The organism is Ruegeria sp. AL1 (assembly GCF_056540905.1).
In genome coordinates this window covers 53,492-74,090 of record NZ_JBQFXP010000012.1, presented here as the reverse complement: position 1 = coordinate 74,090, position 20,599 = coordinate 53,492, and the positions used below count along the sequence as shown (strand labels likewise).

The 20,599-nt window shown below is 58.2% G+C and carries 22 protein-coding genes; 10 read left to right on the top strand and 12 right to left on the bottom strand.

The genetic code is table 11. From position 1 onward, the window contains the following. The first annotated feature begins 91 nt into the window (after nt 1–91). The 5 genes from ACRZ9X_RS18435 (at nt 92) to ACRZ9X_RS18415 (ending at nt 5,138) form a co-directional block, all read left to right on the top strand. Nucleotides 92–379: a co-chaperone GroES gene (locus ACRZ9X_RS18435; RefSeq protein ID WP_480521535.1), complete on the top strand. Its 288-nt coding sequence runs from the start codon at nt 92–94 to the stop codon at nt 377–379. Nucleotides 380–433: 54 nt separating this feature from the next. Continuing rightward, complete coding sequence (groL, locus tag ACRZ9X_RS18430; RefSeq protein ID WP_480521533.1) at nt 434–2,077, top strand: chaperonin GroEL; 1,644 nt, start codon at nt 434–436, stop codon at nt 2,075–2,077. Nucleotides 2,078–2,335: 258 nt separating this feature from the next. Beyond that, a complete protein-coding gene (locus tag ACRZ9X_RS18425) occupies nt 2,336–3,178 on the top strand; it encodes a DMT family transporter (protein WP_480521532.1) in 843 nt (280 codons plus the stop codon). Nucleotides 3,179–3,216: 38 nt separating this feature from the next. After that, nucleotides 3,217–3,990 carry an esterase/lipase family protein gene (locus tag ACRZ9X_RS18420; protein WP_480521530.1) on the top strand — a complete coding sequence of 258 codons (774 nt, stop codon included), beginning with the start codon at nt 3,217–3,219 and terminating at the stop codon, nt 3,988–3,990. Then, nucleotides 3,987–5,138 carry an alpha-D-ribose 1-methylphosphonate 5-triphosphate diphosphatase gene (locus tag ACRZ9X_RS18415; RefSeq protein ID WP_480521528.1) on the top strand — a complete coding sequence of 384 codons (1,152 nt, stop codon included), beginning with the start codon at nt 3,987–3,989 and terminating at the stop codon, nt 5,136–5,138. The genes ACRZ9X_RS18420 and ACRZ9X_RS18415 overlap by 4 nt, the downstream gene beginning before the upstream one ends. 71 nt (nt 5,139–5,209) lie before the next feature. Here ACRZ9X_RS18415 and ACRZ9X_RS18410 read toward each other — a convergent pair whose 3' ends face one another. The 4 genes from ACRZ9X_RS18410 to ACRZ9X_RS18395 form a co-directional block, all read right to left on the bottom strand. Then, nucleotides 5,210–6,277, bottom strand: coding sequence for a 5-(carboxyamino)imidazole ribonucleotide synthase (locus tag ACRZ9X_RS18410; RefSeq protein WP_480521526.1), 1,068 nt, complete (start codon nt 6,275–6,277; stop codon nt 5,210–5,212). Further along, entirely contained in the window at nt 6,274–7,035 is a 762-nt protein-coding gene (locus ACRZ9X_RS18405) for an NAD(P)-binding domain-containing protein (protein WP_480521524.1), read from the bottom strand. The genes ACRZ9X_RS18410 and ACRZ9X_RS18405 overlap by 4 nt, the downstream gene beginning before the upstream one ends. Next, nucleotides 7,032–7,517 (bottom strand): 5-(carboxyamino)imidazole ribonucleotide mutase, encoded by a 486-nt coding sequence (gene purE / locus ACRZ9X_RS18400; RefSeq protein ID WP_480521522.1) that lies wholly within the window; start codon nt 7,515–7,517, stop codon nt 7,032–7,034. The genes ACRZ9X_RS18405 and purE overlap by 4 nt, the downstream gene beginning before the upstream one ends. Before the next feature lie 399 nt (nt 7,518–7,916). Then, entirely contained in the window at nt 7,917–8,141 is a 225-nt protein-coding gene (locus tag ACRZ9X_RS18395) for a YdcH family protein (RefSeq protein WP_480521520.1), read from the bottom strand. Nucleotides 8,142–8,305: 164 nt separating this feature from the next. On the opposite strand from ACRZ9X_RS18395, the gene ACRZ9X_RS18390 reads away from it, so the two are divergent. From ACRZ9X_RS18390 to ACRZ9X_RS18380, 3 genes are all read left to right on the top strand, one after another. Next, nucleotides 8,306–8,719, top strand: a complete 414-nt coding sequence (locus ACRZ9X_RS18390; protein WP_010441788.1) for an Hsp20 family protein — start codon at nt 8,306–8,308, stop codon at nt 8,717–8,719. Nucleotides 8,720–8,724: 5 nt separating this feature from the next. Then, on the top strand, nt 8,725–8,949 hold the full coding sequence (locus ACRZ9X_RS18385; protein ID WP_480521518.1) for a DUF1150 family protein: 225 nt from the start codon (nt 8,725–8,727) through the stop codon (nt 8,947–8,949). Nucleotides 8,950–9,039: 90 nt separating this feature from the next. After that, nucleotides 9,040–9,918, top strand: a complete 879-nt coding sequence (locus ACRZ9X_RS18380) for a PhzF family phenazine biosynthesis protein (protein WP_480521516.1) — start codon at nt 9,040–9,042, stop codon at nt 9,916–9,918. Nucleotides 9,919–9,986: 68 nt separating this feature from the next. Here ACRZ9X_RS18380 and ACRZ9X_RS18375 read toward each other — a convergent pair whose 3' ends face one another. From ACRZ9X_RS18375 to trxB, 4 genes are all read right to left on the bottom strand, one after another. After that, a complete protein-coding gene (locus ACRZ9X_RS18375) occupies nt 9,987–11,705 on the bottom strand; it encodes a bifunctional sulfate adenylyltransferase/adenylylsulfate kinase (RefSeq protein WP_480521514.1) in 1,719 nt (572 codons plus the stop codon). 199 nt (nt 11,706–11,904) lie between these two features. Next, complete coding sequence (locus ACRZ9X_RS18370) at nt 11,905–13,590, bottom strand: adenylate/guanylate cyclase domain-containing protein (protein WP_480521512.1); 1,686 nt, start codon at nt 13,588–13,590, stop codon at nt 11,905–11,907. Nucleotides 13,591–13,663: 73 nt separating this feature from the next. Next, nucleotides 13,664–14,122 carry an RES family NAD+ phosphorylase gene (locus ACRZ9X_RS18365; RefSeq protein WP_480521510.1) on the bottom strand — a complete coding sequence of 153 codons (459 nt, stop codon included), beginning with the start codon at nt 14,120–14,122 and terminating at the stop codon, nt 13,664–13,666. Between the two features lies 1 nt (nt 14,123). Then, nucleotides 14,124–15,065, bottom strand: a complete 942-nt coding sequence (trxB, locus tag ACRZ9X_RS18360; protein WP_480521508.1) for a thioredoxin-disulfide reductase — start codon at nt 15,063–15,065, stop codon at nt 14,124–14,126. 227 nt (nt 15,066–15,292) lie between these two features. Here trxB and ACRZ9X_RS18355 point away from each other — a divergent pair, with 227 nt between their 5' ends. After that, nucleotides 15,293–15,793: an Lrp/AsnC family transcriptional regulator gene (locus tag ACRZ9X_RS18355; RefSeq protein ID WP_480521506.1), complete on the top strand. Its 501-nt coding sequence runs from the start codon at nt 15,293–15,295 to the stop codon at nt 15,791–15,793. 118 nt (nt 15,794–15,911) lie between these two features. On the opposite strand, the gene ACRZ9X_RS18350 is transcribed toward ACRZ9X_RS18355, so the two are convergent. The 4 genes from ACRZ9X_RS18350 to lgt all read right to left on the bottom strand — a co-directional run bounded on the left by ACRZ9X_RS18350 (nt 15,912) and on the right by lgt (nt 20,127). Continuing rightward, the gene (locus tag ACRZ9X_RS18350; RefSeq protein WP_480521504.1) at nt 15,912–16,694 is read right to left on the bottom strand and encodes a Hint domain-containing protein; all 783 of its coding nucleotides are present in this window, start codon (nt 16,692–16,694) and stop codon (nt 15,912–15,914) included. A 729-nt stretch (nt 16,695–17,423) separates the two neighbouring features. Continuing rightward, a complete protein-coding gene (gene pgeF, locus ACRZ9X_RS18345) occupies nt 17,424–18,182 on the bottom strand; it encodes a peptidoglycan editing factor PgeF (RefSeq protein WP_480521502.1) in 759 nt (252 codons plus the stop codon). Continuing rightward, nucleotides 18,179–19,246, bottom strand: a complete 1,068-nt coding sequence (locus ACRZ9X_RS18340; protein ID WP_480521500.1) for a class I SAM-dependent methyltransferase — start codon at nt 19,244–19,246, stop codon at nt 18,179–18,181. Before ACRZ9X_RS18340 ends, pgeF begins: the two co-directional genes overlap by 4 nt. Beyond that, nucleotides 19,243–20,127, bottom strand: a complete 885-nt coding sequence (lgt, locus tag ACRZ9X_RS18335) for a prolipoprotein diacylglyceryl transferase (protein WP_480521498.1) — start codon at nt 20,125–20,127, stop codon at nt 19,243–19,245. The genes ACRZ9X_RS18340 and lgt overlap by 4 nt, the downstream gene beginning before the upstream one ends. A gap of 97 nt (nt 20,128–20,224) precedes the next feature. On the opposite strand from lgt, the gene ACRZ9X_RS18330 reads away from it, so the two are divergent. Beyond that, nucleotides 20,225–20,473 carry an accessory factor UbiK family protein gene (locus tag ACRZ9X_RS18330; RefSeq protein ID WP_050604795.1) on the top strand — a complete coding sequence of 83 codons (249 nt, stop codon included), beginning with the start codon at nt 20,225–20,227 and terminating at the stop codon, nt 20,471–20,473. Nucleotides 20,474–20,599: the final 126 nt, after the last annotated feature.

Genomic DNA, 20,599 nt, shown 5'->3' with positions numbered 1-20,599 from the left:
GCGTCGTTATCACTCGGCAAGCATGAGTGCTAACGCCTCGCCGGTCGGCGAGGGGAGGATAAACAAACTTTGAGCCCAAGGAGCTGCAAAGATGGCATTGAAACCGCTTCATGACCGTGTGCTGGTTCGTCGCGTAGAAAGCGAAGAGAAAACCGCTGGTGGTCTGATCATTCCCGATAGCGCAAAAGAAAAGCCCAGCGAAGGCGAAGTCGTTGCAACCGGCGAAGGCGCACGCAAGGACAGCGGCGAACTGATCGCAATGGCTGTAAAAGCCGGCGACAAGATCCTGTTCGGCAAATGGTCGGGCACCGAGGTTCAGGTTGGCGGCGAAGAGCTGCTGATGATGAAAGAAAGCGACATCATGGGGATCATCGAGTAAGCCACGCGCTTTCTCTGATCTTCATTTCATTACTTTTTCTCAAGGAGAAACGACATGGCTGCAAAGGACGTCAAGTTCGACACCGATGCCCGTAACCGCATGCTGGCAGGCGTAAATGTTCTGGCCGATGCTGTTAAAGTGACCCTGGGCCCCAAAGGCCGCAACGTGGTTCTGGACAAATCCTTCGGCGCGCCGCGCATCACCAAAGACGGTGTTTCGGTTGCCAAGGAAATCGAACTGGAAGACAAGTTCGAAAACATGGGCGCGCAGATGGTGAAAGAAGTCGCCAGCCGCACCAATGACGAAGCCGGCGACGGCACCACCACCGCAACCGTTCTGGCCCAAGCCATCGTTCGCGAAGGTCTCAAGCAGGTTGCAGCTGGCCTGAACCCGATGGACCTGAAGCGCGGCATCGACCTGGCGACCGCCAAGGTTGTTGAAGGCATCAAGTCGGCTTCGCGCGAAGTCAAAGACTCGGCCGAAGTTGCTCAGGTTGGCACCATCTCGGCCAACGGCGAAGCCGAAATCGGTCAGCAGATCGCAGACGCGATGCAGAAGGTTGGCAACGAAGGCGTCATCACCGTCGAAGAAAACAAAGGTCTGGAAACCGAGACCGACGTTGTCGAAGGTATGCAGTTCGACCGTGGCTACCTGTCGCCTTACTTCGTCACCAACGCAGACAAGATGATCGCAGAGCTCGACGACTGCATGATCCTGCTGCACGAAAAGAAACTGTCCTCGCTGCAGCCGATGGTTCCGCTGCTCGAGCAGGTGATCCAGTCGCAAAAGCCGCTGCTGATCATCGCGGAAGACGTTGAAGGCGAAGCGCTGGCGACTCTGGTTGTTAACAAACTGCGCGGCGGCCTGAAAATTGCTGCTGTCAAAGCACCGGGCTTCGGCGATCGCCGCAAAGCCATGCTGCAGGACATCGCGATCCTGACCGGCGGTCAGGTCATCTCGGAAGATCTGGGCATGAAGCTCGAGTCCGTGACCATGGACATGCTGGGCACCGCCAAAAAAATCGAAATCACCAAAGACGAAACCACCATCGTCGACGGTGCTGGCGAGAAAGCCGAGATCGAAGCACGTGTTGCTCAGATCCGCACTCAGATCGAAGAAACCTCGTCGGACTACGACCGTGAGAAGCTGCAAGAGCGCGTTGCCAAACTGGCAGGCGGTGTTGCCGTTATCCGCGTCGGCGGCATGACCGAAGTTGAAGTGAAAGAGCGTAAGGACCGTGTGGACGATGCTCTGAACGCAACGCGCGCTGCTGTGCAGGAAGGCGTTGTTGTGGGCGGCGGTGTTGCTCTGGTTCAGGCCGGTAAAGCACTGGACGATCTGGAAGGCGCAAATGCGGACCAGAACGCAGGCATCAACATCGTGCGCAAGGCCATCGAATCGCCGCTGCGCCAGATCGCCGAGAACGCGGGTGTTGACGGTGCGGTTGTTGCGGGCAAGGTCCGCGAGTCTTCGGACGCAGCCTTTGGTTTCAACGCGCAGACCGAAGAATATGGCGACATGTTCTCGTTCGGCGTGATTGACCCAGCCAAAGTTGTCCGTACCGCTCTGGAAGACGCAGCCTCGGTTGCTGGCCTGCTGGTCACCACCGAAGCCATGGTTGCCGACAAGCCCGCCAAAGAAGGCGCGGCACCTGCCGGCGGCATGCCCGACATGGGCGGCATGGGCGGCATGATGTAAGCACGGCGAATTTCCGTCAGGAAATTCTGCCGATCCCGACAGGCGCGTGGCCAATATGGCCACGCTGCCGAGAGGGACGCCATGAAGCTTGTTGATGGGGTCGCCTTCGGGCGGCCCCGTTTCGTTTGGCCCGTTTTACATGGAATGCCCGCTGCGCGGTCATGCCTCCGGCAGGAGTATTTTTGAAAAGATGAAGAGTTGGGTGGGCTCAGAGGAATGTGAGTGTGCAAAACGTCCGGAAACGGATATGGGGCTGATATGAGGTTATTTCTTCTCACCACCCTGACGATGTGCGCCTTTGCTGCGAATTCTATTTTGAACCGTCTGGCCGTTGAAAGCGGTGCTAGTGATCCGGCGGGGTTTGCAGTTGTACGCGTGCTTGCGGGTGCCTTGGTTCTGGCTGGATTGGTCGCGCTGCGGGCGGGGTCTTTGCCTGTGCGAAGCCGGCGTCGGATTGCAGGGGCCGGATCTTTGTCCTTGTATATGATCGGCTTTTCCATTGCGTATTTGACGCTGGACGCTGGTCTGGGCGCGCTGATCCTGTTTGGCGTGGTCCAGATCACGATGTTCGCTGTGACATCGACGACGGGGAACGCTCCTGATCTGCGTCAGGTCGCCGGTGCAACGATTGCTCTGGCAGGGTTGGCCTGGGTTCTTTGGCCTACGGGTGACGTACAGGTCAATCCGGCGGGGGCTGCGTTGATGTGTGCGGCTGGGATCGGCTGGGCCATCTACTCTCTGGTGGGACGGTCCGAGCCGGATGCGCTGGCCGGGACAGCGGCCAATTTCGTTGTAGCGTTGCCGGTGACGGCTTTGGCATTATTGTTGTTCGGCGGAGATTGGCACATGACTGCCGCCGGGTATCTTTGGGCGGGTCTGTCGGGCGGTGTGACATCGGGCATGGGATATGCGCTGTGGTATCGGGTGCTGCCCCAACTGGCACCGACCACAGCGGCGGTGGTGCAGTTGAGCGTTCCGGTAATAGCCATCGCTGGCGGTGTCACTCTGTTGGGAGAAACTGCCAGCGTGCGGCTGATCCTTGGGGCAACACTCGTTCTTGGCGGTATTGCGCTGGCCGTTCTGCGGTTGCGGGCGCAGTAGGGGTTTCATCACATTTGGTTTGGACTTATCTGGCGGGTATGAGATTTCTGCTTGCCCTCTTTCTGTTTTGCACGCCCTTTGCGGCCCATGCGAAATGCGTTGTGCTTTTGCACGGCCTGGCGCGGACTGACGCTTCATTTGCGGTCATGGACCAACTGTTCAAGGCGCATGGGTACCAGGTGGTGCGTCCGGGGTATCCCTCGACTGATCTTCCGATTCCGGAACTGGCAGATCAAACCCTGCCCGAAGCGTTTGCGAAGTGCGGCGATGACAAGATCAATGTCGTAGCGCACTCGATGGGTGGTATTCTGTTGCGTTATTGGTTGCAGGATAACCATCCTGAGAACCTGGGCCGTGTGGTCATGCTCGGGCCGCCAAACCAGGGCAGCCAATTGGTGGATGAGCTGAGCGCCTTTGAAGTGTTCGGAATGCTGAATGGCCCCGCCGGTCTGGCCTTGGGCACGGGCCCCGAAGGTATTCCACGCCAATTGCCGCCGGTCGATTTCGAGCTTGGTGTTATCGCGGGCGAGCACTCACTGAACCTGCTGTTTTCGTCGCTGATCGACGGCAAGGATGACGGTAAGGTTTCGGTCGAGTCCACCAAGGTTGATGGGATGAAAGACCACATCGTCATGCCTGTCACCCATACTTTCATGATGAACAATCCGCGCGTGATGGCGCAGGCGTTGCACTTCATCGAATTTGGCCGTTTTGACCCTCAGATCACATGGTTGGACGGGGTGTTGGATATCATCGACGAAATCTGCATCGGTCAGGATTGCTCGGAACCCGTGTCGGAGCCGTCTCAGTGACCGGCTTGAGCCTGACACTAACGGGCGCGGATGCGTTGTTGCCCGGGCACGGCTTGACTGGGGCTTCTGTTTCCCTGGCTGATGGTGTGTTTCAGACCGCTCCGGCAGGGCGGCAGATTGACCTCTCTGGCTATCTTGTTCTGCCTGGTATCATTGACCTGCACGGCGATGGTTTCGAACGCCATATCGCACCGCGCCGTGGGGCTATGAAACAGATGGACGAAGGCATCTTATCCGTCGAGGCTGAACTGGCCGCAAACGGCATCACAACCGCAGTTCTGGCGCAGTTCTACAGCTGGGAAGGCGGCGTGCGCGGGCCTGACTTTGCCGGGCAGGTCTTTGGTGCTATTGCTGCGGTCAAGGATCAGGTGGTCACCGATCTGAGGCCTCAGCTCAGGTTCGAGACGCATATGTTGGGCGACTATTCCCGCTTACCTGAACGGATCGCTGAATGGCAGGTTCCATACGTCGTCTTCAACGATCACCTGCCGCATGAACGGCTGGCCGAGGGGCGCAAACCGCCCCGGCTGACAGGGCAGGCTCTGAAGGCCGGTCGTAACCCTGATCGTCACTTTGAGATGCTGCTTTCCATGCACAGACAACGGGATGAAGTGCCCGCCGCTCTGGATAAACTCTGCGCCAGGCTGGCCGGACAGGGTATTCGAATGGGCAGCCATGATGATGCCACTGCTCAAACCCGTGCCATTTGGCGTAAACGTGGTGTGCAAATTTCGGAATTCCCGGAAACTCTCGAGGCGGCTGAAGCCGCGCGCGCGTCCGGGGATCATATCATCCTCGGCTCTCCCAACGTCGTGCGCGGGGGATCCCACAAAGGCAATGTCAGCGCATTGGACTTGATTGCCATGGGGCTGTGTGATGCCCTGGCCTCGGATTATCACTACCCCAGTCCGCGCCGCGCGGCACTCCTGCTGGCCAATTCCGGCCTTCTGGATTTTGAGGCGGCGTGGGCGCTGGTTTCTTCGGGGCCCGCACGTGTACTGGGCCTGTCGGATCGGGGTAGCATTTCTCCGGGCAAGCGCGCTGACCTTGTCATACTGGATGCCTCCAGCCACCGCGTTGCAGCCACTCTGTCCGCAGGTTGCGTCAGCTACATGTCCGGGGACATCGCGGCCCGTTTCGTCCGCTAGCCACGATCATCCCGCTTCATCTTTTCCCAAATACTCCCGCCGGAGGCATTGCGCGGCACGCGCAATTTTCCTCAGCGCACGATGCGGTTGAAATGCCCCATCTTGCGCCCAGGCTTGATCTCGGACTTACCATAGAGATGCAGGGCGACATCACGTTCGGTCGCCAGCACCGGCACCCGCGCCATATCGGCGCCGATCAGGTTTTCCATAACCACGTCCGTATGCCTCTGGCCGTCGCCCAAAGGCCATCCGGCGACGGCGCGGATGTGCTGCTCGAACTGGTCCACCGCGCAGCCATTCTGTGTCCAGTGCCCCGAATTATGCACCCGGGGTGCGATCTCGTTCACGATCAGACCCTGCGGTGTCACAAAAAGTTCGACTCCCATGACACCCACATAATTCAGCGCATTCAGGATGTTGGCAGCCAGCAAAACCGCATCTGTACGCTGGGCCGGTGCCAAGCGGGCCGGAACCGTCGTGGTGTGCAAGATACCGTCTCGATGCACGTTCTCGCCGGGATCAAAGCAGGCGACCTGACCGTCCAGCCCCCGGGCTGCGATGATCGAGATCTCGTGACTGAAGTTCACAAAGCCTTCCAGAATGGCTGGTGCCCCAGACATATCCTTTAGGGCCGTTGCTGCATCTTCGGGCGACCGCAGCCGCGCCTGCCCCTTGCCATCATACCCGAACCGACGGGTTTTCAGAATCGCGGGCGTTCCGATTTCTTCGATTGCCGCGTTCAGGCTGTCCAGATCGGTGATATCTGCAAACGGTGCTGTGGTCAGGCCCAAACTCTCGAGAAAGGTTTTTTCGGTCAGCCTATCCTGACTGACACGTAACGCCTCGCGGCCGGGGCGGATTGGTCGATGCGCTTCCAGCAGATCAAGCGCCCCGGTCGGGATGTTTTCGAACTCGTAGGTGATGACATCGACCGAGGCAGCGAAAGCTTTCAAAGCCTCGGCATCATCATAAGCTGCCGTCGTCACACGATGGGCAACCTGTCCGGCTGGTGGATTTGCGCCGGGTTCGTAAATATGTGTTGCAAAGCCCAATCGAGCGGCAGCTACGGACAGCATCCGCCCCAGTTGGCCACCGCCCAGAATTCCAATCGTTGCACCAGGGGCGAGAATGTCGGTCATCGTGCTGTCTCCAATCGCTTTCCGATGGCTGTCAGGGCAGTACGCAGCGCGTCATGAGCCTGACCAGATCGCAGGCCCTCAGTCATCTGCAGGCTTAACGTGCCGTCAGTTGCCAGCGCATCGCGTTCGGTGGCCAGCCGTCCGGCTGTTCCGGTCTTCATGGTGGCCAGAAACCCTGCCAAAAGTTGCGTGGCGTAAAATTCGGCCCCATCTGCATCCCCGGTCCGCTCGGCCAGCCAGCCTGCGCCGGTTGCCATCAGGTCCAGCATACCGGGAACCATCGCGCAAATCGCAAAATGCGCGTTCAATGCCGCCTCATCGGCGACTTTGATGACCGGGTTTTCCGGCGCGAAAAGATCTGCCAGCAAGCCATCATTCCCGAATGCAGCCAACGGGCATCCGCCCTGTTGCAAGAACCCCAACGGAATTGTCTGTACGAAATCAGTGACCGGAGCGCAGAGCGACGCCAATTGCGCGGTCGACACTGAGGCCATGACCGAGATGATGCGCTGATCGGCACGAAACCGTAACGGGTGTAGAATGTCCTCTGCCACTTGAGGGCGCAGACACAGGATCAGGATGTCAGAGGTATCGATGACCGCCTGCGGCCCGGCAACCTGTACGCCCAGTTCCGCCTGCAGTGCCGCCGATATCTCGGCATTCCGCTCGGTCACGGCAACCGTGAATCCCTTTGCCACCAGATGCCGGACCATCGGAGCCGCGATATGTCCGGTTCCGATAACGCCGATCCGGTTCATCCCTGCGGCTCCTGAGGGATCGACGCGGACAACGCGTCGCGCCACGCCTCCAAACGTTGCGCCAGTGCACCGTCCTGCAACGCCAGAATGCCGGCGGCCATCAGGCCCGCATTCGCTCCGCCAGCCGCGCCAATTGCCATAGTGGCGACCGGAAAGCCTTTTGGCATCTGCACAATCGAATACAGCGAGTCGACCCCCGACAGCGCCCGGGTCTGCACCGGAACACCAATCACCGGAACCCGCGTTTTCGATGCCATCATGCCCGGCAAATGCGCGGCCCCACCGGCACCGGCAATGATCACCTGCAACCCCCGCGACACGGCGGTTTTGCCATAGTCCCACAAACGATCCGGAGTGCGGTGCGCGGAAACGATGCGTTTCTCAAACGCAACATCCAATTCATCCAGAATATCCGCGGCTTCCTTCATCGTGGGCCAGTCCGATTGACTGCCCATGATGATCCCCACTTTCACGTCGCTCATTCGCTTGCATCCCTGCCTTCGGAAAGAGCGCGCACTATAGCCAAATCCGACTTCGTGGCAATGAGGTATAGTCGTGTCTTCCGCCTATTGGCCCGAGGCTGCGGACGCATCAATCAACCATCTATACAGCGCGAAACCTAAAGCGCCTAAGCACGACAGCAACATGGGTATTTTCAATGCAGAATGCGTAAAATACAGGAAGCTCGAAATTGGAACCCAGCTGCCAGGGTCACCTCGCAATGCTACATGGTTCTATTCGCCTGCGCCTCTACAAGAAACCACCGCATCGCCGATGATCTAGTGAACTGCGATCGAAGTCGGTAAAACGCCCCAAAACACAATGAAAAAGGTGTTTGGCGCTCAATCTCGCAGGGCTTTAGGTTAAAGGCTCCACATCCTTCAGGCGATGATGTCAGGGGTCAGACGGTCTTCGATCAAACGAATGATGTCCTTGAGCCGCAGTTTCTGCTTTTTCAAACGTTTGACGGTCAGTTGATCTGCCGTTCCGGTCGATTGCAGTGCTGCGATGGCTTCATCCAGATCACGGTGCTGGCGGCGAAAAACCTCCAATTCAACCCGCAGAACTTCGTCTGTTTTCATCGAAATATCAGTGGGGGCGTTCATTGGCGACTCGGGCTTGTTGTGGTGCTTGTCACACAAGATAGTGTGTCAGGGTTTATCCCGCCAGACCTTGTGGACATCCTGCCATATTCCCATATTCTATTCTACGTGGTTGCCGAGAACGGGGCCGCAAAACACGTCGCTTTGACAATAAAGGACGAACACAAGTGTCGAAACTTACCTTGGGCTCATACCCGCATCTTTTGGGGTTCGAGCAATTGGAGCGTCTTCTGGAACGGTCTGCAAAGGCCGGAAATGAAGGATACCCGCCTTATAATATCGAGCAGACCTCGGATTTTTCCTATCGCATCACCTTGGCCGTGGCCGGGTTCGCGGAAGAAGACCTGTCGATCACCATCGAGGATCGCCAACTGGTCATCCGGGGGCGTCAACGCGACGACAGCGAGGGGCGCATATTCCTGCATCGCGGCATCGCGGCGCGTCAGTTTCAGCGCATGTTCGTGCTGGCTGACGGGGTCGAAGTGGGCGAGGCGATCATGGAAAACGGTCTTCTGCATGTGGACCTGACCCGCGCCGTACCTGAAACCGTGGTGCAAACGATCAATATCAAGAAGGGGTAAGAGCAATGAATACACCGATTGAAATCAACGCCGAAGGCGACCGGATCGTTTATGTCAAGAAAGTAGAAGTAGCCGATCTGCCGTGGGAAGTGCGCGAGCAGGCAGGCGATTTGGATGAGCTGTACGCCGTCCATGATTCGGACGGTCAGCAACTGGCGCTTGTCGCCGACCGCAAGCTGGCGTTCAATCTTGCGCGTGAGCATGATTTCTCACCGGTGGCCGTGCACTGACACGGCCCCCCTATTTTCCTCGTGACATCTTCAGCCCACCGGGCAAGCTATGCGAACCTGTAACGGATCGCATGGTGGAGGGCGCGCGGAATGAGCTGGTTCGACTTTGATTGGGTAGACGCTTTTACGGATCGTGCGTTCGGCGGCAATGGGTGCGCCGTGGTGCATGGCGGTGCCAGCTTGTCCCAGGATACCTGCATGGCTTATGTGCGCGAAACCTCTCTGGTTGAATGCACATTTACCGGCCCTTCCCAAGTGGCCGACGTCCGCGTGCGGTACTTTCTGGCCAGCCGTGAGATTCCCTTCGCCGGACATCCCACCATCGCAACGGTCGCGGCAATGCGGTCGCGTGGTCTGTTTCAGGGCAACGCGCTGACGCTGGAAACCGGGGCCGGGATCGTCACGATCAATTTGAACGGTAACCAGATCGAGATGACACAGGTGGCCCCGCAATTTGGTGCTTTGGTTCCGGTAGATTTGGTCGCATCCACGATTGGACTGCCTGAAGACGCAATAGTGTCTCCTCCGCAATTTGTTTCAACCGGTCTGCCATTCTGTATCACCGTCTTGCGGGATCACGACGCGCTACGTGCCGCCAGACTGGCGGAGGACCCGCTGCGGGAATTGGCCGCAAAGGCCGGTTTTTCGGGTTCCGACATGGCCGAGCCGTTCCTTGTGACGCTGAAAGGCGCAACCGAGGCGGGGGATACCTTCTCGCGGCTTCTGCTCGCGCCGCCCAGCCCGCCAGAGGACCCGTTTACCGGCTCTGCGACCGGAGCGATGGCAGCGTATTTGTGGAAATACGGGCTGATGCCAAAAGATTCTTTCGTCGCGGAACAGGGCCATGACATGGGGCGTCCCGGACAGGCGATCGTCTCACGCGTCGGGCCGCCGGATGCGATGACAGGGATCAAGGTCGCAGGGCGCGGACACATCCTGATGCGCGGGCAGGTTGACCTCCCGGACTGAGGCATTCCGTGCGCAGACAAAAAAGGCCCCCGGAGTTCCGAGGGCCTGTGTGTTTTTGAAATCTGAAATCAGGACCCGGCGATCAGGCCCATGCTTTCCAGTTTCAGCAGAACCTGATGGGCGCAGTTGTCGACCTCGACATTCTCGGTCTCGACGCTCAGTTCAGGGTTCGCGGGAACATCATACGGGTCCGAAATACCGGTGAATTCCTTGATCTTGCCTTCGCGGGCCAGCTTATACAGGCCTTTGCGGTCGCGGCGTTCGCATTCCTCGATACTGGTGGCCACGTGGACCTCGCAAAAGGCACCGAACTGTTCGATGTCTTCACGTACCGCACGCCGGGTCGAGGCATACGGCGCGATCGGCGCACAGATGGCAATGCCGCCATTCTTGGTGATTTCAGACGCCACATAACCGATGCGACGGATGTTCAGATCGCGGTGCTCTTTCGAAAAGCCCAGTTCGGAAGACAGGTTTTTCCGCACGATGTCGCCATCCAGCAGCGTCACGGGACGGCCACCCATTTCCATCAGCTTGACCATCAGAGCGTTGGCGATGGTGGATTTGCCCGAGCCCGAGAAACCGGTGAAGAACACGGTAAAACCCTGCTGGCTGCGTGGCGGTTTGGTCTTGCGCAGCTCGGTCACGACCTCTGGGAAGCTGAACCATTCGGGGATTTCCAGACCTTCGGCCAGACGGCGACGCAGTTCGGTGCCCGAGATGTTCAGGATCGTGACGTTATCCTTGTCTTCGATCTCGTCATTGGGTTCGTACTGGGCGCGTTCCTGCACGTAGACCATATGTTTGAAATCGACCATTTCGATGCCGATTTCATCCTGGAATTTGCGGAACAGGTCCTGCGCGTCGTAGGGACCATAGAAGTCTTCACCAGCCGAGTTCTTGCCAGGGCCAGCATGGTCACGACCGACGATGAAATGTGTGCAGCCATGGTTGGCGCGGATCAGGCCGTGCCAGACCGCCTCGCGCGGGCCAGCCATGCGCATTGCCAGATTCAGAAGGCTCATCGAAGTGGTTGAGGCAGGGTATTTGTCCAGAACCGCCTCGTAGCAGCGCACGCGGGTGAAGTGATCGACGTCGCCGGGTTTGGTCATGCCGACAACAGGGTGGATCAGCAGGTTGGCCTGGGCTTCCTTGGCTGCGCGGAAGGTCAGCTCCTGATGCGCGCGGTGCAGTGGGTTGCGGGTCTGGAAAGCCACGATGCGACGCCAGCCCAGCTTGCGGAAATACGCGCGCAGCTCGTTGGGCGTGTCGCGACGGGCGCGGAAGTCATAATGCACCGGCTGCTGGATGCCGACCACGGGGCCGCCCAGATAGACCTTACCTGCGACATTGTGCAGATAGTTTACGGCCGGATGCGCGTCATCATCCGCGCCGAACACTTTTTCTGCCTCGCGGGCTTTGTCAGGCGTCCAGCGGTCGGTCACGGTCATGGTGCCCAGAATCACGCCCTCTTGGTCGCGCAGGGCGATATCCTGACCCAGCTCGATCTTGTCGGCGAAGTCTTCGCTGACGTCCAGCGTGATCGGCATCGGCCAAAGTGTTCCATCAGCCAGTCGCATGTTTTCGACAACGTTGTCGTAGTCGGCTTCGCTCAGGAACCCTTTCAACGGGTTGAACCCGCCATTCATCAGCAATTCCAGATCGCAAATCTGACGGGGGCTGAGATCCCAGCTGGTCAGATCGGCGGCTTCGACCTTCAGTTTTTGGGCAGATTCGTATGAGACATACAATTCAGGAATAGGGGCGAGATTGGCTAGCATCGTCATCGGAATACTCGTGTCACTGTGTCGTTTTGATAGTGAATATCGGGTGTTTGCAGGGCATGTGCCCCGGTAAATGTCAGATGTCCAGAGGCGGACGAAAACAAAGGACGATATGCGGCGTTTTCGACCGAAATGGAAGGAAATTTCACCGATTGTCCGATTTGGAAACCAAAATCCCGGATTCGGTGCGCATTGGCCCTGATTAAGCGACCTCTTCCTCGGCTTGGAAGCGATCCGCCAGAGTCGCCGCGCGCCGGACAGGCAGAGCCGCGACAGGTTGTGAGACGCCGCGCAGGGTAAAGTCGCGCAGATCGTTCATCCCGGATGTCACGCCCGCAGCCAGCAACAGGTCTTGGGAAACCAGAAGCTCGACGCTCAGCGCCTTGGTTTCCGCTTCAAGACGGCTGGCCACGTTGACCGCGTCTCCGATGATGGTGCGTGGGGCGTGCTTGTCCGCGCCGATCTCGCCCAGCACCAGATCACCCAGATGCAACCCCATGCCGATGCGAATGGCAGGGCTGCCCTCGGCGGCGAGCTGTTTGTTGAAAAGCTCCAATGCGCGCCCGATTGCGACAGCGGCGGCCAGCCCGGCACGGGCCGAGCTGACCTCGTCTTTGGTTTCAAACATCGCCAGCAGCCCGTCGCCCATATATTTGTCGACGATACCGCCATGTTCGATGATGGCTGGGACAATCGCGTCAAAGAAGCGGTTCAGCAGGAACACGATATCATAGGGCAGTTGACCCGCCGTGCGGGCCGTGAAGCCGCGCATGTCCAGAAACAGAACGGCCAGCTTACGTTCCTCGCCCTGGCTGGCATGTGCACGACCGCGCAGCCCATCCGGGCGAAACACGCGGTAGATCGTGACCGGATCCATCGGACGCACCTGACAGGCCAGGCGCATACCTTGCGGGGCACCAACGGCGGACAGGCTGCGGGCCTCGATCTCACTGGGGGGATGCAGATGATCCGCGCCTTCTTCGACGATCACCCGGCATGTCGTGCAGCGTCCCTTGCCTCCACACAGGGCCGTATGCGGGATGCCATTGGCATTCGACATCTCAAGCAGCGTCATCCCCTTTTCCGAGATGATCTCGGGCCCGTTCACATAGCTGACCCGAACAGAATGCCGTCGCCGCCACAGTTTTCGCCCCACGTAAATCAGGGCCGTCAGGGCAAGGGCAGCCCAAAACGCCGTCATCGCGTGGTCTTTGACGGTAAACAAATTTGCTGCGGCGTCGGGTGAGGGCCAGTTGTAATGCTCGATGTACTGCGCACGCAGCGCCGGGTCGGCAAAATCTGCCCAAATGCGCCGCCCCTCGGTCAAAAGACCCGCCAGCGCGAAAGCTGGAATAAACACGGACACGCCGATAAGGTAGGGCACCGTCTTTTGCCACCAATCGGTCAGCCGCAGCCACATATGCAGGCCAATACAACCGTGAACCCAAACGACGAGCAACAGAAGGCTTTGCATCCAGATGGCGGTGCTGGGCCACATCTGAAGGATGATATATCCCATTTCGTCGTTGACGCCGAAAACCTCATGCGCATAGCGGGTCTGCACCAGATGTGAGATCAGCTGGATCGGGATCAGCAACCCCAAAACGACTTGCAGCCCCCGACTGAACGGCATGCGCAGGGTGCGGCTTTGTGCGATCGACACAAAGGCCAAGCCAGCGTGAACCAGCAATGCCGCATAGAGGATGATCGCACCCAGATTGTGACGGGTCACAACGTGCCTTCCGTCCTGCATCCCGTGCAGCAGATCGGTGTGAAACAGGCCAAGGCCAATATTGATGAAATGGAAAAACGAAAAGACGAACAGCACAAGGCCGCTTGCGATTCTCAGCCGGCTGACCCATCCGCCACGCCAAAGAGTGTTATTCAATAAAATCACCTGCTTTGCACTTTGTCGTGTGTGATCCTGATACGGCTGCGCCGAGCGGTCAAGGCAGGGGCCGTCACCTTTCAGCGACCCAGTCGCGGGGATCACCTTCGGCGCAGATCAGGCCAGTGCATGCGCTGAACAATACCAGATGGCTGAGGTCAGGACGGGATCGTGAGCTGTAAATCAACCCGTCCGAACCGGAATCGCGGGCCTGATCGGAATACTGCCACGTTGGGGACAGGCGACCGGTTTCCCGAATGTCCTGCCAGACGATCGATACCTCGGTGCGACCGCGAAAATCCATCAGTCTTGCGTCTGACACCCTCAGCCGCTGGATAACACGAACAGGATCGCTGGCCGAGACGTAGCGTTTGATGGCAACCCCGGCGCCCTCGGCGCTAAGCGATGCATAGATCGCGAACTGGCCTGAATGATGAAAGCGACCTTCGGGCGCGCGGGCAGGGGCCAGCGGTGTGTCAGCTTGTGTGCGGAACAGAATTCTCCAGACCGGGCCAGAGAATTCCGTGATCATGTCAGTCGTTCTCGGCCAGGAACCGTTCGGCATCCAATGCCGCCATACATCCCATTCCGGCACTGGTGACGGCCTGACGATAGACGTGGTCTGTCAGGTCACCGGCGGCAAACACGCCCGGCACCGAGGTTTCGGTGGTTCCCGGTTTGGTGACGACATACCCGCCCATATGGGTTTCCAGTGTGTCCTTGACCAACTCGTTCGCCGGCGCATGGCCGATGGCGACGAAGACGCCTTTGCAGGGGATTTCTCTAATCTCACCGGTTTTGACGTGTTTGACTCGGACACCTTCCACACCCAGCGGTGCGTCGGTACCGACGACCTCTTCCAACTGATGGAACCACAAGGGTTCAATTTTCTCGTTCTTCAGCAGCCGGTCCTGCAGGATTTTTTCAGCCCGCAATTCATCGCGGCGGTGGATCAGAGTCACTTTGCTGGCGAAATTGGTCAGGAACAGTGCTTCTTCCACAGCCGTGTTGCCACCGCCGATCACGACGATTTCTTGCCCACGATAAAAGAAACCGTCGCAGGTGGCGCAGGCAGACACGCCGAAGCCTTTGAATTTCTCTTCCGAGGGCAAACCCAGCCATTTCGCACGCGCGCCGGTGGCCAGAATGACGGCATCGGCGGTGTACACTGTGCCACTGTCACCCGTTGCAGTGAACGGGCGCTGGCTCAGGTCCAGATCATTGATGATATCGCCGATGACCTCACAGCCCATTGCCTTGGCATGGTCCTGCATCCGCACCATCAGATCGGGGCCTTGTACTTCGGTGTCACCGGGCCAGTTCTCGACCTCGGTTGTGGTGGTCAATTGGCCACCGGGTTCGATGCCCTGGACCAGAATGGGCTCCAGCATGGCGCGGCTTGCGTAAACGCCAGCCGTGTATCCGGCTGGTCCCGATCCGATGATCAGAACCTTGGTATGTCTTGTGTCGGCCATGGTACCCCCAACTCGATCTGCCTTGCGGGCATGTTTGCCCGGTGCGGATGGATATAGCGATGGCAAGGCGGGGCTTAAAGCCCCTTCCTGCGGCTCGTTGACTTTCATGCGGGAGGCAAATGAAACGGCGAAATCCGTCAGTGAAATAAAGAATATTGCGCGGCTGTGAAATATAATTGCGTCTGTAACCGCTGCTGCTATAACAACTGAAAAAACAGGAGCTCCCAATGGTCACGACCCGGCTGGATGAAATTGACCGCAAAATTCTGGCGGAATTGCAGGCGGATGGTCGGATGACCAATGTTGAGCTTGCCAAGCGCGTCGGAATCTCAGCGCCCCCGTGTTTGCGTCGCGTGCGTACTTTAGAGGAATCCGGGTATATTCGCGGCTACCACGCCGAGGTAAATGCCCGCGAACTGGGGTTCGAGGTTCAGGTCTTTGCGATGGTCGGGCTTGAAAGTCAGGCGGAATCCGAACTCAGCGCGTTCGAAGACCGTTGTCGCGATTGGCCGCTGGTCCGCGAATGCCATATGCTGAACGGCGAGGTCGACTTCATCCTGAAATGCGTCGCCCCTGACTTGTCCAGCTTTCAGCAATTTCTGACGGGCGAATTGCTGACCACGCCAAACGTGGCCAGCGTCAAGACGTCGCTTGTTATCCGAGGCGCAAAAGACGAGCCAGGCGTACCATTTGACGTATTGGAAGAGCGGATGAACCGGTCGGCCTGAGGCCAACTGACTGAACACCTGTCGCTGATGGTGGCAATATCGCGACCACCATCAGGAAAAACACCCAACATAGTAATATCTGCATGATGCCCCCACATTTGCAGCAATAGTTACAAAATCACGCTAGAATCGCGTCCACCTCTCCATCTCCGGCGCGCGGCATCAGCAGCGGGCCAAAATCATTTAGCGATTCTACATGTGAGAATAGATTCAAATAGATGGATCGCAAAGAGTGACTGATCATCCGAACCGCATTTATACCGGGATGATAGGTCTCAAATTGCAGTCCATCGACCCGAATAACCGCATGGCGCTTGAGGCAGATGTGAAACAGCTCGACCGGTGTCTGCGGCAGGGTTTCAATCACGCTCATTCCATCCTGAAACTCACGGACCGGGGTCAGCATCGGTGCGCCATCGTTGAGATGTCGCAGATGCGCAGGTGTTCCCAGCAATCGCGCGGCAGGGCCCGCGATGACGCCTGACATCGGCTTTTGCATGCCAAACGTGTCGGCCATGATCCGGGTCAGCGGTCGGGTCCGGCCACGCGAATCCTCGCGTCCCGGAATCAGTGTGACCGAGCCTTTCCAGACCACGGTTTCAGATCCGCCATCCTGCGTCAGCACCTGATCGCCGGGAAGCAGATCCTCGATGGCCATCGGCCCTTGTGGTGTTTCGACAAGCGAGCCACGGGTGAAGGCGCAGAACGCGTCTTCAAACATCGGCAAGGCCGGTGCAATATGACGTGTCTGGGACACTTCCCCATTGGCCAGCAGCGTTGACACTTCATAGCGCCGCAACTGCGCCTTTGATTTGGTTGCTGGTCTCGGCGCGTCGCGTAATATTACGGACGTCTCGACCGCATTTCTGGCCGCACGGGCCAGAGAATTTGGAATAGTCATCGACTTTCCACCCCTCTAATAACCAACAAGGCGGGTTGAACCCCCGTGCATTCCGCCTGATGGATGTGTTCTTTGCCTTTAAGAAACAGGGCAATCGCAGGGCAGTCGTCGAACAGACGCCGCGCCGCGAAAGAAAACAGCTGCATTTTGGTCAAAACCATGACCCCCCAGACAAACTCGTTAATCGCAGGCGAAAAATGCCTGCGCAGACACACTTCGAAAAAACTGCCGCAAACCCATCTGCGACGTCACATATCAACCTTCGAAGCAACGGCTGACATGGATCTTTCCCCTTGAAGCCGGCAGCTGGCCTCGCGGGATTTCTGTGTCAGCGTCGTGCCGCCAACCGGCGCGCAACTCTGACAGAGCGACTTGAAACACGTTTCCAGGGCATTTCTGGTTCCTGAGCCTTTACAGTCGCCACAACTGCGCAAAGAAAGCGTGATTTCGTCTTCATTGTTTCTGTCCTGCTCATCTGGGGCCTTGAGGCCCTTGTTTCCGTTATCATCTATTCCTGATGCCGGTTTGCGGCGCGGATAAGGCTGATCCGAGATGAATTGAGGACAAATTGAAGGTTTTATTTTCCTTTTTGTTAAGAAAATCAGCCGAAACGCATGCAAACAGCAGGTAAACATCTGAGATTCGTTGATAATTTGAAACGATTCTAATTCAGGTAAACACAATAAATGTGGCGGAAAGTGGGCAGAATTGCCTTAATTCGGGCCAGATTTACAATCTGATGGCTGAAATCAGACGGCCGTAATCGGCCTCTTTCGCGTGTGTTGCGCGGCGGTAGGAATAGAACCTGTCCGGGTCGGAATACGTACAGTGCCGCGTCCACTCTGCCTGCCCGATACCTGCCTCGCGAAGCCTGTGCAATCCAAAGGCGGGCAGGTCGAATTGCAGCCTGTCAGTGTTACCATTTGCAAAGAAACGGGCGTTTTCCGGCGCGTTCATCAGGAAGTCATCCAGAAACTCGGGACCCACCTCATAAGCGCGTTGTGAAATTGTCGGGCCGATCACGGCGACCGTGTTTGCGCGGCTTGCGCCCAGGGCTTCCATGGCCTCCAGCGTGGCCTCAAGAACACCGTCCAGCGCGCCTTTCCAACCTGCATGTGCGGCCCCGATCACATTAGCGTCAGGATCGGAAAACAGAACGGGCTGGCAGTCGGCTGTCAGAATGGTCAGCGCCAATCCCGGTGTGTTTGTGACCACAGCGTCGGCCTTGGGCTTTTCACCATTAACAGGCGCGTCAATGGTCAGGACAGTGGGGGAATGGACCTGATGCACGCCAACCAGCGCGTCATGGGGTACATCCATGGCATCCGCGACCCGACGCCGGTTCAGCGCGACGGCCTCGGTCAGGTCAGAAGATCCCAAACCGCAATTCAAGCCCGAAAATATCCCGGAAGAGGCCCCGCCGCGACGGGTGAAAAAGCCGTGGCGCACCGGCGACAAGATCTCTGAGGTCAGAATTTCCAGTGTCATGCTTCCAGTCCCGGCGGTGGTGAGGCGTATGATGGGTAGAGGCCCAGCACTTTGAACAGGTTTCCCATTTCCTCTGGATGCGTCAACCGGCGATGTGCTGCGATCAGCGTTTCAAGCACGGGACCGCCCAGGGGTTTCGCCAAAGCCTGTGCTCGGGCCGTGATCCCGAGGCGTTCCAGAAATACCCCTTGCGGGGTCAGCCGAGAATGCCTGCAGCCGGCGGCGCGCGCCGCGGTTGCCAGAGGTTCGAAATCCACATGCGCGGTCAGATCCGCACACCCGGGGGAAGACAGTGGGTCTGTGGGTTCATGGGCGCGCATTGCCTGAAACGTGTCGCCCAGAGAGCGCCAGTCGCCATAGTCGACAATCAACCCCGCCCCGCCATGCGTGGCGATCCGACCGGCGACCACTGTCAGAATTGGAATGGCGGCGGCACATAGTTCGACCAGATCGCCGTCATTTGTGTCTTGCAGCCGGTCGTTCAATGCCACCTGAGCTGTGCGCGGACCCAGTCCAAAGGTGAGAGCCGCACCCTCTACGCCGATCAAACGCTCGCGCCAACCCGAGCCATCGCGCAGGAACTGGCGTACGGGCAGGGCGTCAAAGAACTCGTTCGCGACCAGAAACAATGGTGCATCGGGCAAGTCAGTGACAGACTCGACCCAGCGAGGCGCGTGACCCTTCAGCGTCCGAGCCTGAATATCGCGCAGAGTTGGTGATGCCTCGAACAGCACGATGTCGGCTGCATCGTGAAACCCCGCGACGCCCCGCGTCGCGCGCAGGATATCCGCCATCAGGGTACCGCGACCGGGCCCCAGTTCGGCAAGGGTGAAAGGCGTGGGACGACCCTGATCCACCCAGCATTGCGCAAGGCTGAGCCCGATCAACTCGCCAAACATCTGGCTGATTTCCGGAGCGGTGACAAAGTCGCCCTGCGCCCCCAAGGGGTCCCGGGTCGTGTAATACCCGTGAACAGGATGCAGCAGACATTCGGTCATGTAATCGGCCACGCTCATCGGGCCGTCTTGGGCGATGAGTTTCAGCAGATGGTCGGTCAAGGTCATTTGGCTGACCGTGCGCGCAGGGCAAACCACAGGCCCAACCCGATCATGGGCAATGACAGCACTTGTCCCATGGTCAAACCGTAGCCGCCAATATGCCAGGCCAGACCAAGCGGATTGCCGGGCGCGACGAACTGGGCATCCGGTTGCCGGAAGAATTCGACAATGAAACGTGAAGCTCCGTATCCGGCCAAAAATACGCCCATCACCAGACCGGGGCGTTTGAACGCGCCGCGCCGATATACCAGCCACAGCACAAGCGCGCCCAGAAAAACGCCTTCCAACGCCGCTTCGTACAGTTGCGAGGGGTGGCGCGCGCATTGGCCGACGATATCTGGACAATCCTGCGCGGCCGCACCGGGGAAAATCACGGCCCATGGTACATCGCTGGGACGACCCCATAATTCTGCATTGATGAAATTCGCCAGACGCCCCAGCAACAACCCCGGCGGAACAGTATGTGCAATCAAGTCAGCCAGCGACAGGGCCGGGATCTGGTGGCGTCTTGCGTAAAGGTATGAGGCAATCACCACACCCAACAAGCCACCATGAAACGCCATGCCTCCTTGCCAGACCTTCAGGATCTCAAGTGGGTGCGTCAGGTAATAGGCGGGTTGATAGAACAGAACAAATCCCAAACGGCCGCCCAGGATAACGCCCAGAATGATCCAAGTCAGCAAATCTTCAAGCTGATCGGCCTTCATCGGGGCTGCTTGCCCCGGCCACAAGGCTGGCCGTTTCAACGCCATGACACCCATCCGCCATGCAATCAGAATGCCGGCGATATAGGCCAGCGCGTACCACCTGAGCGCGAACTCCATCCCCATAAGCGAGATCGAGAACAATTCGGGCGACAGATCGGGGAAATTCAGAACAGCCTGCATGTGCGTCTCATTGCCCGGGCTTTGCAGGACAAGTCAACCTTGAGCCTGCGCCGATCTTTCCCCATATAGAGACCAACCGCGAAATCGGAGAAAGCCCATGCAAACCCGCAACAAGATTCTGGATGATGTTTCCCAACTGATGACCAACGCCATGGGCGTGGCGCAGGGCGCGCGGGAAGAAGCCGAAAATGCGATGAAATCCATGATCGACCGCTGGCTCGCCGATCGCGATTTTGTCACGCGTGAGGAATTTGATGCCGTTCGCGCCATGGCGCAGAAAGCCCGCGAAGAAAATGCGGCGCTTGAAGCGCGCATCGCCGCGCTTGAGGCAAAACTGGACAAATAACACCAGATTTCAGCATTGTAGGAAAATTCACGTACTGTCCAGCCCGTGCCCCGGGTTGGACGGTGTCGTGCATTTTGCTGCTTCCCGGGCTTTAATCAAGACAAAGCTGCAAGGGACGCCGATATT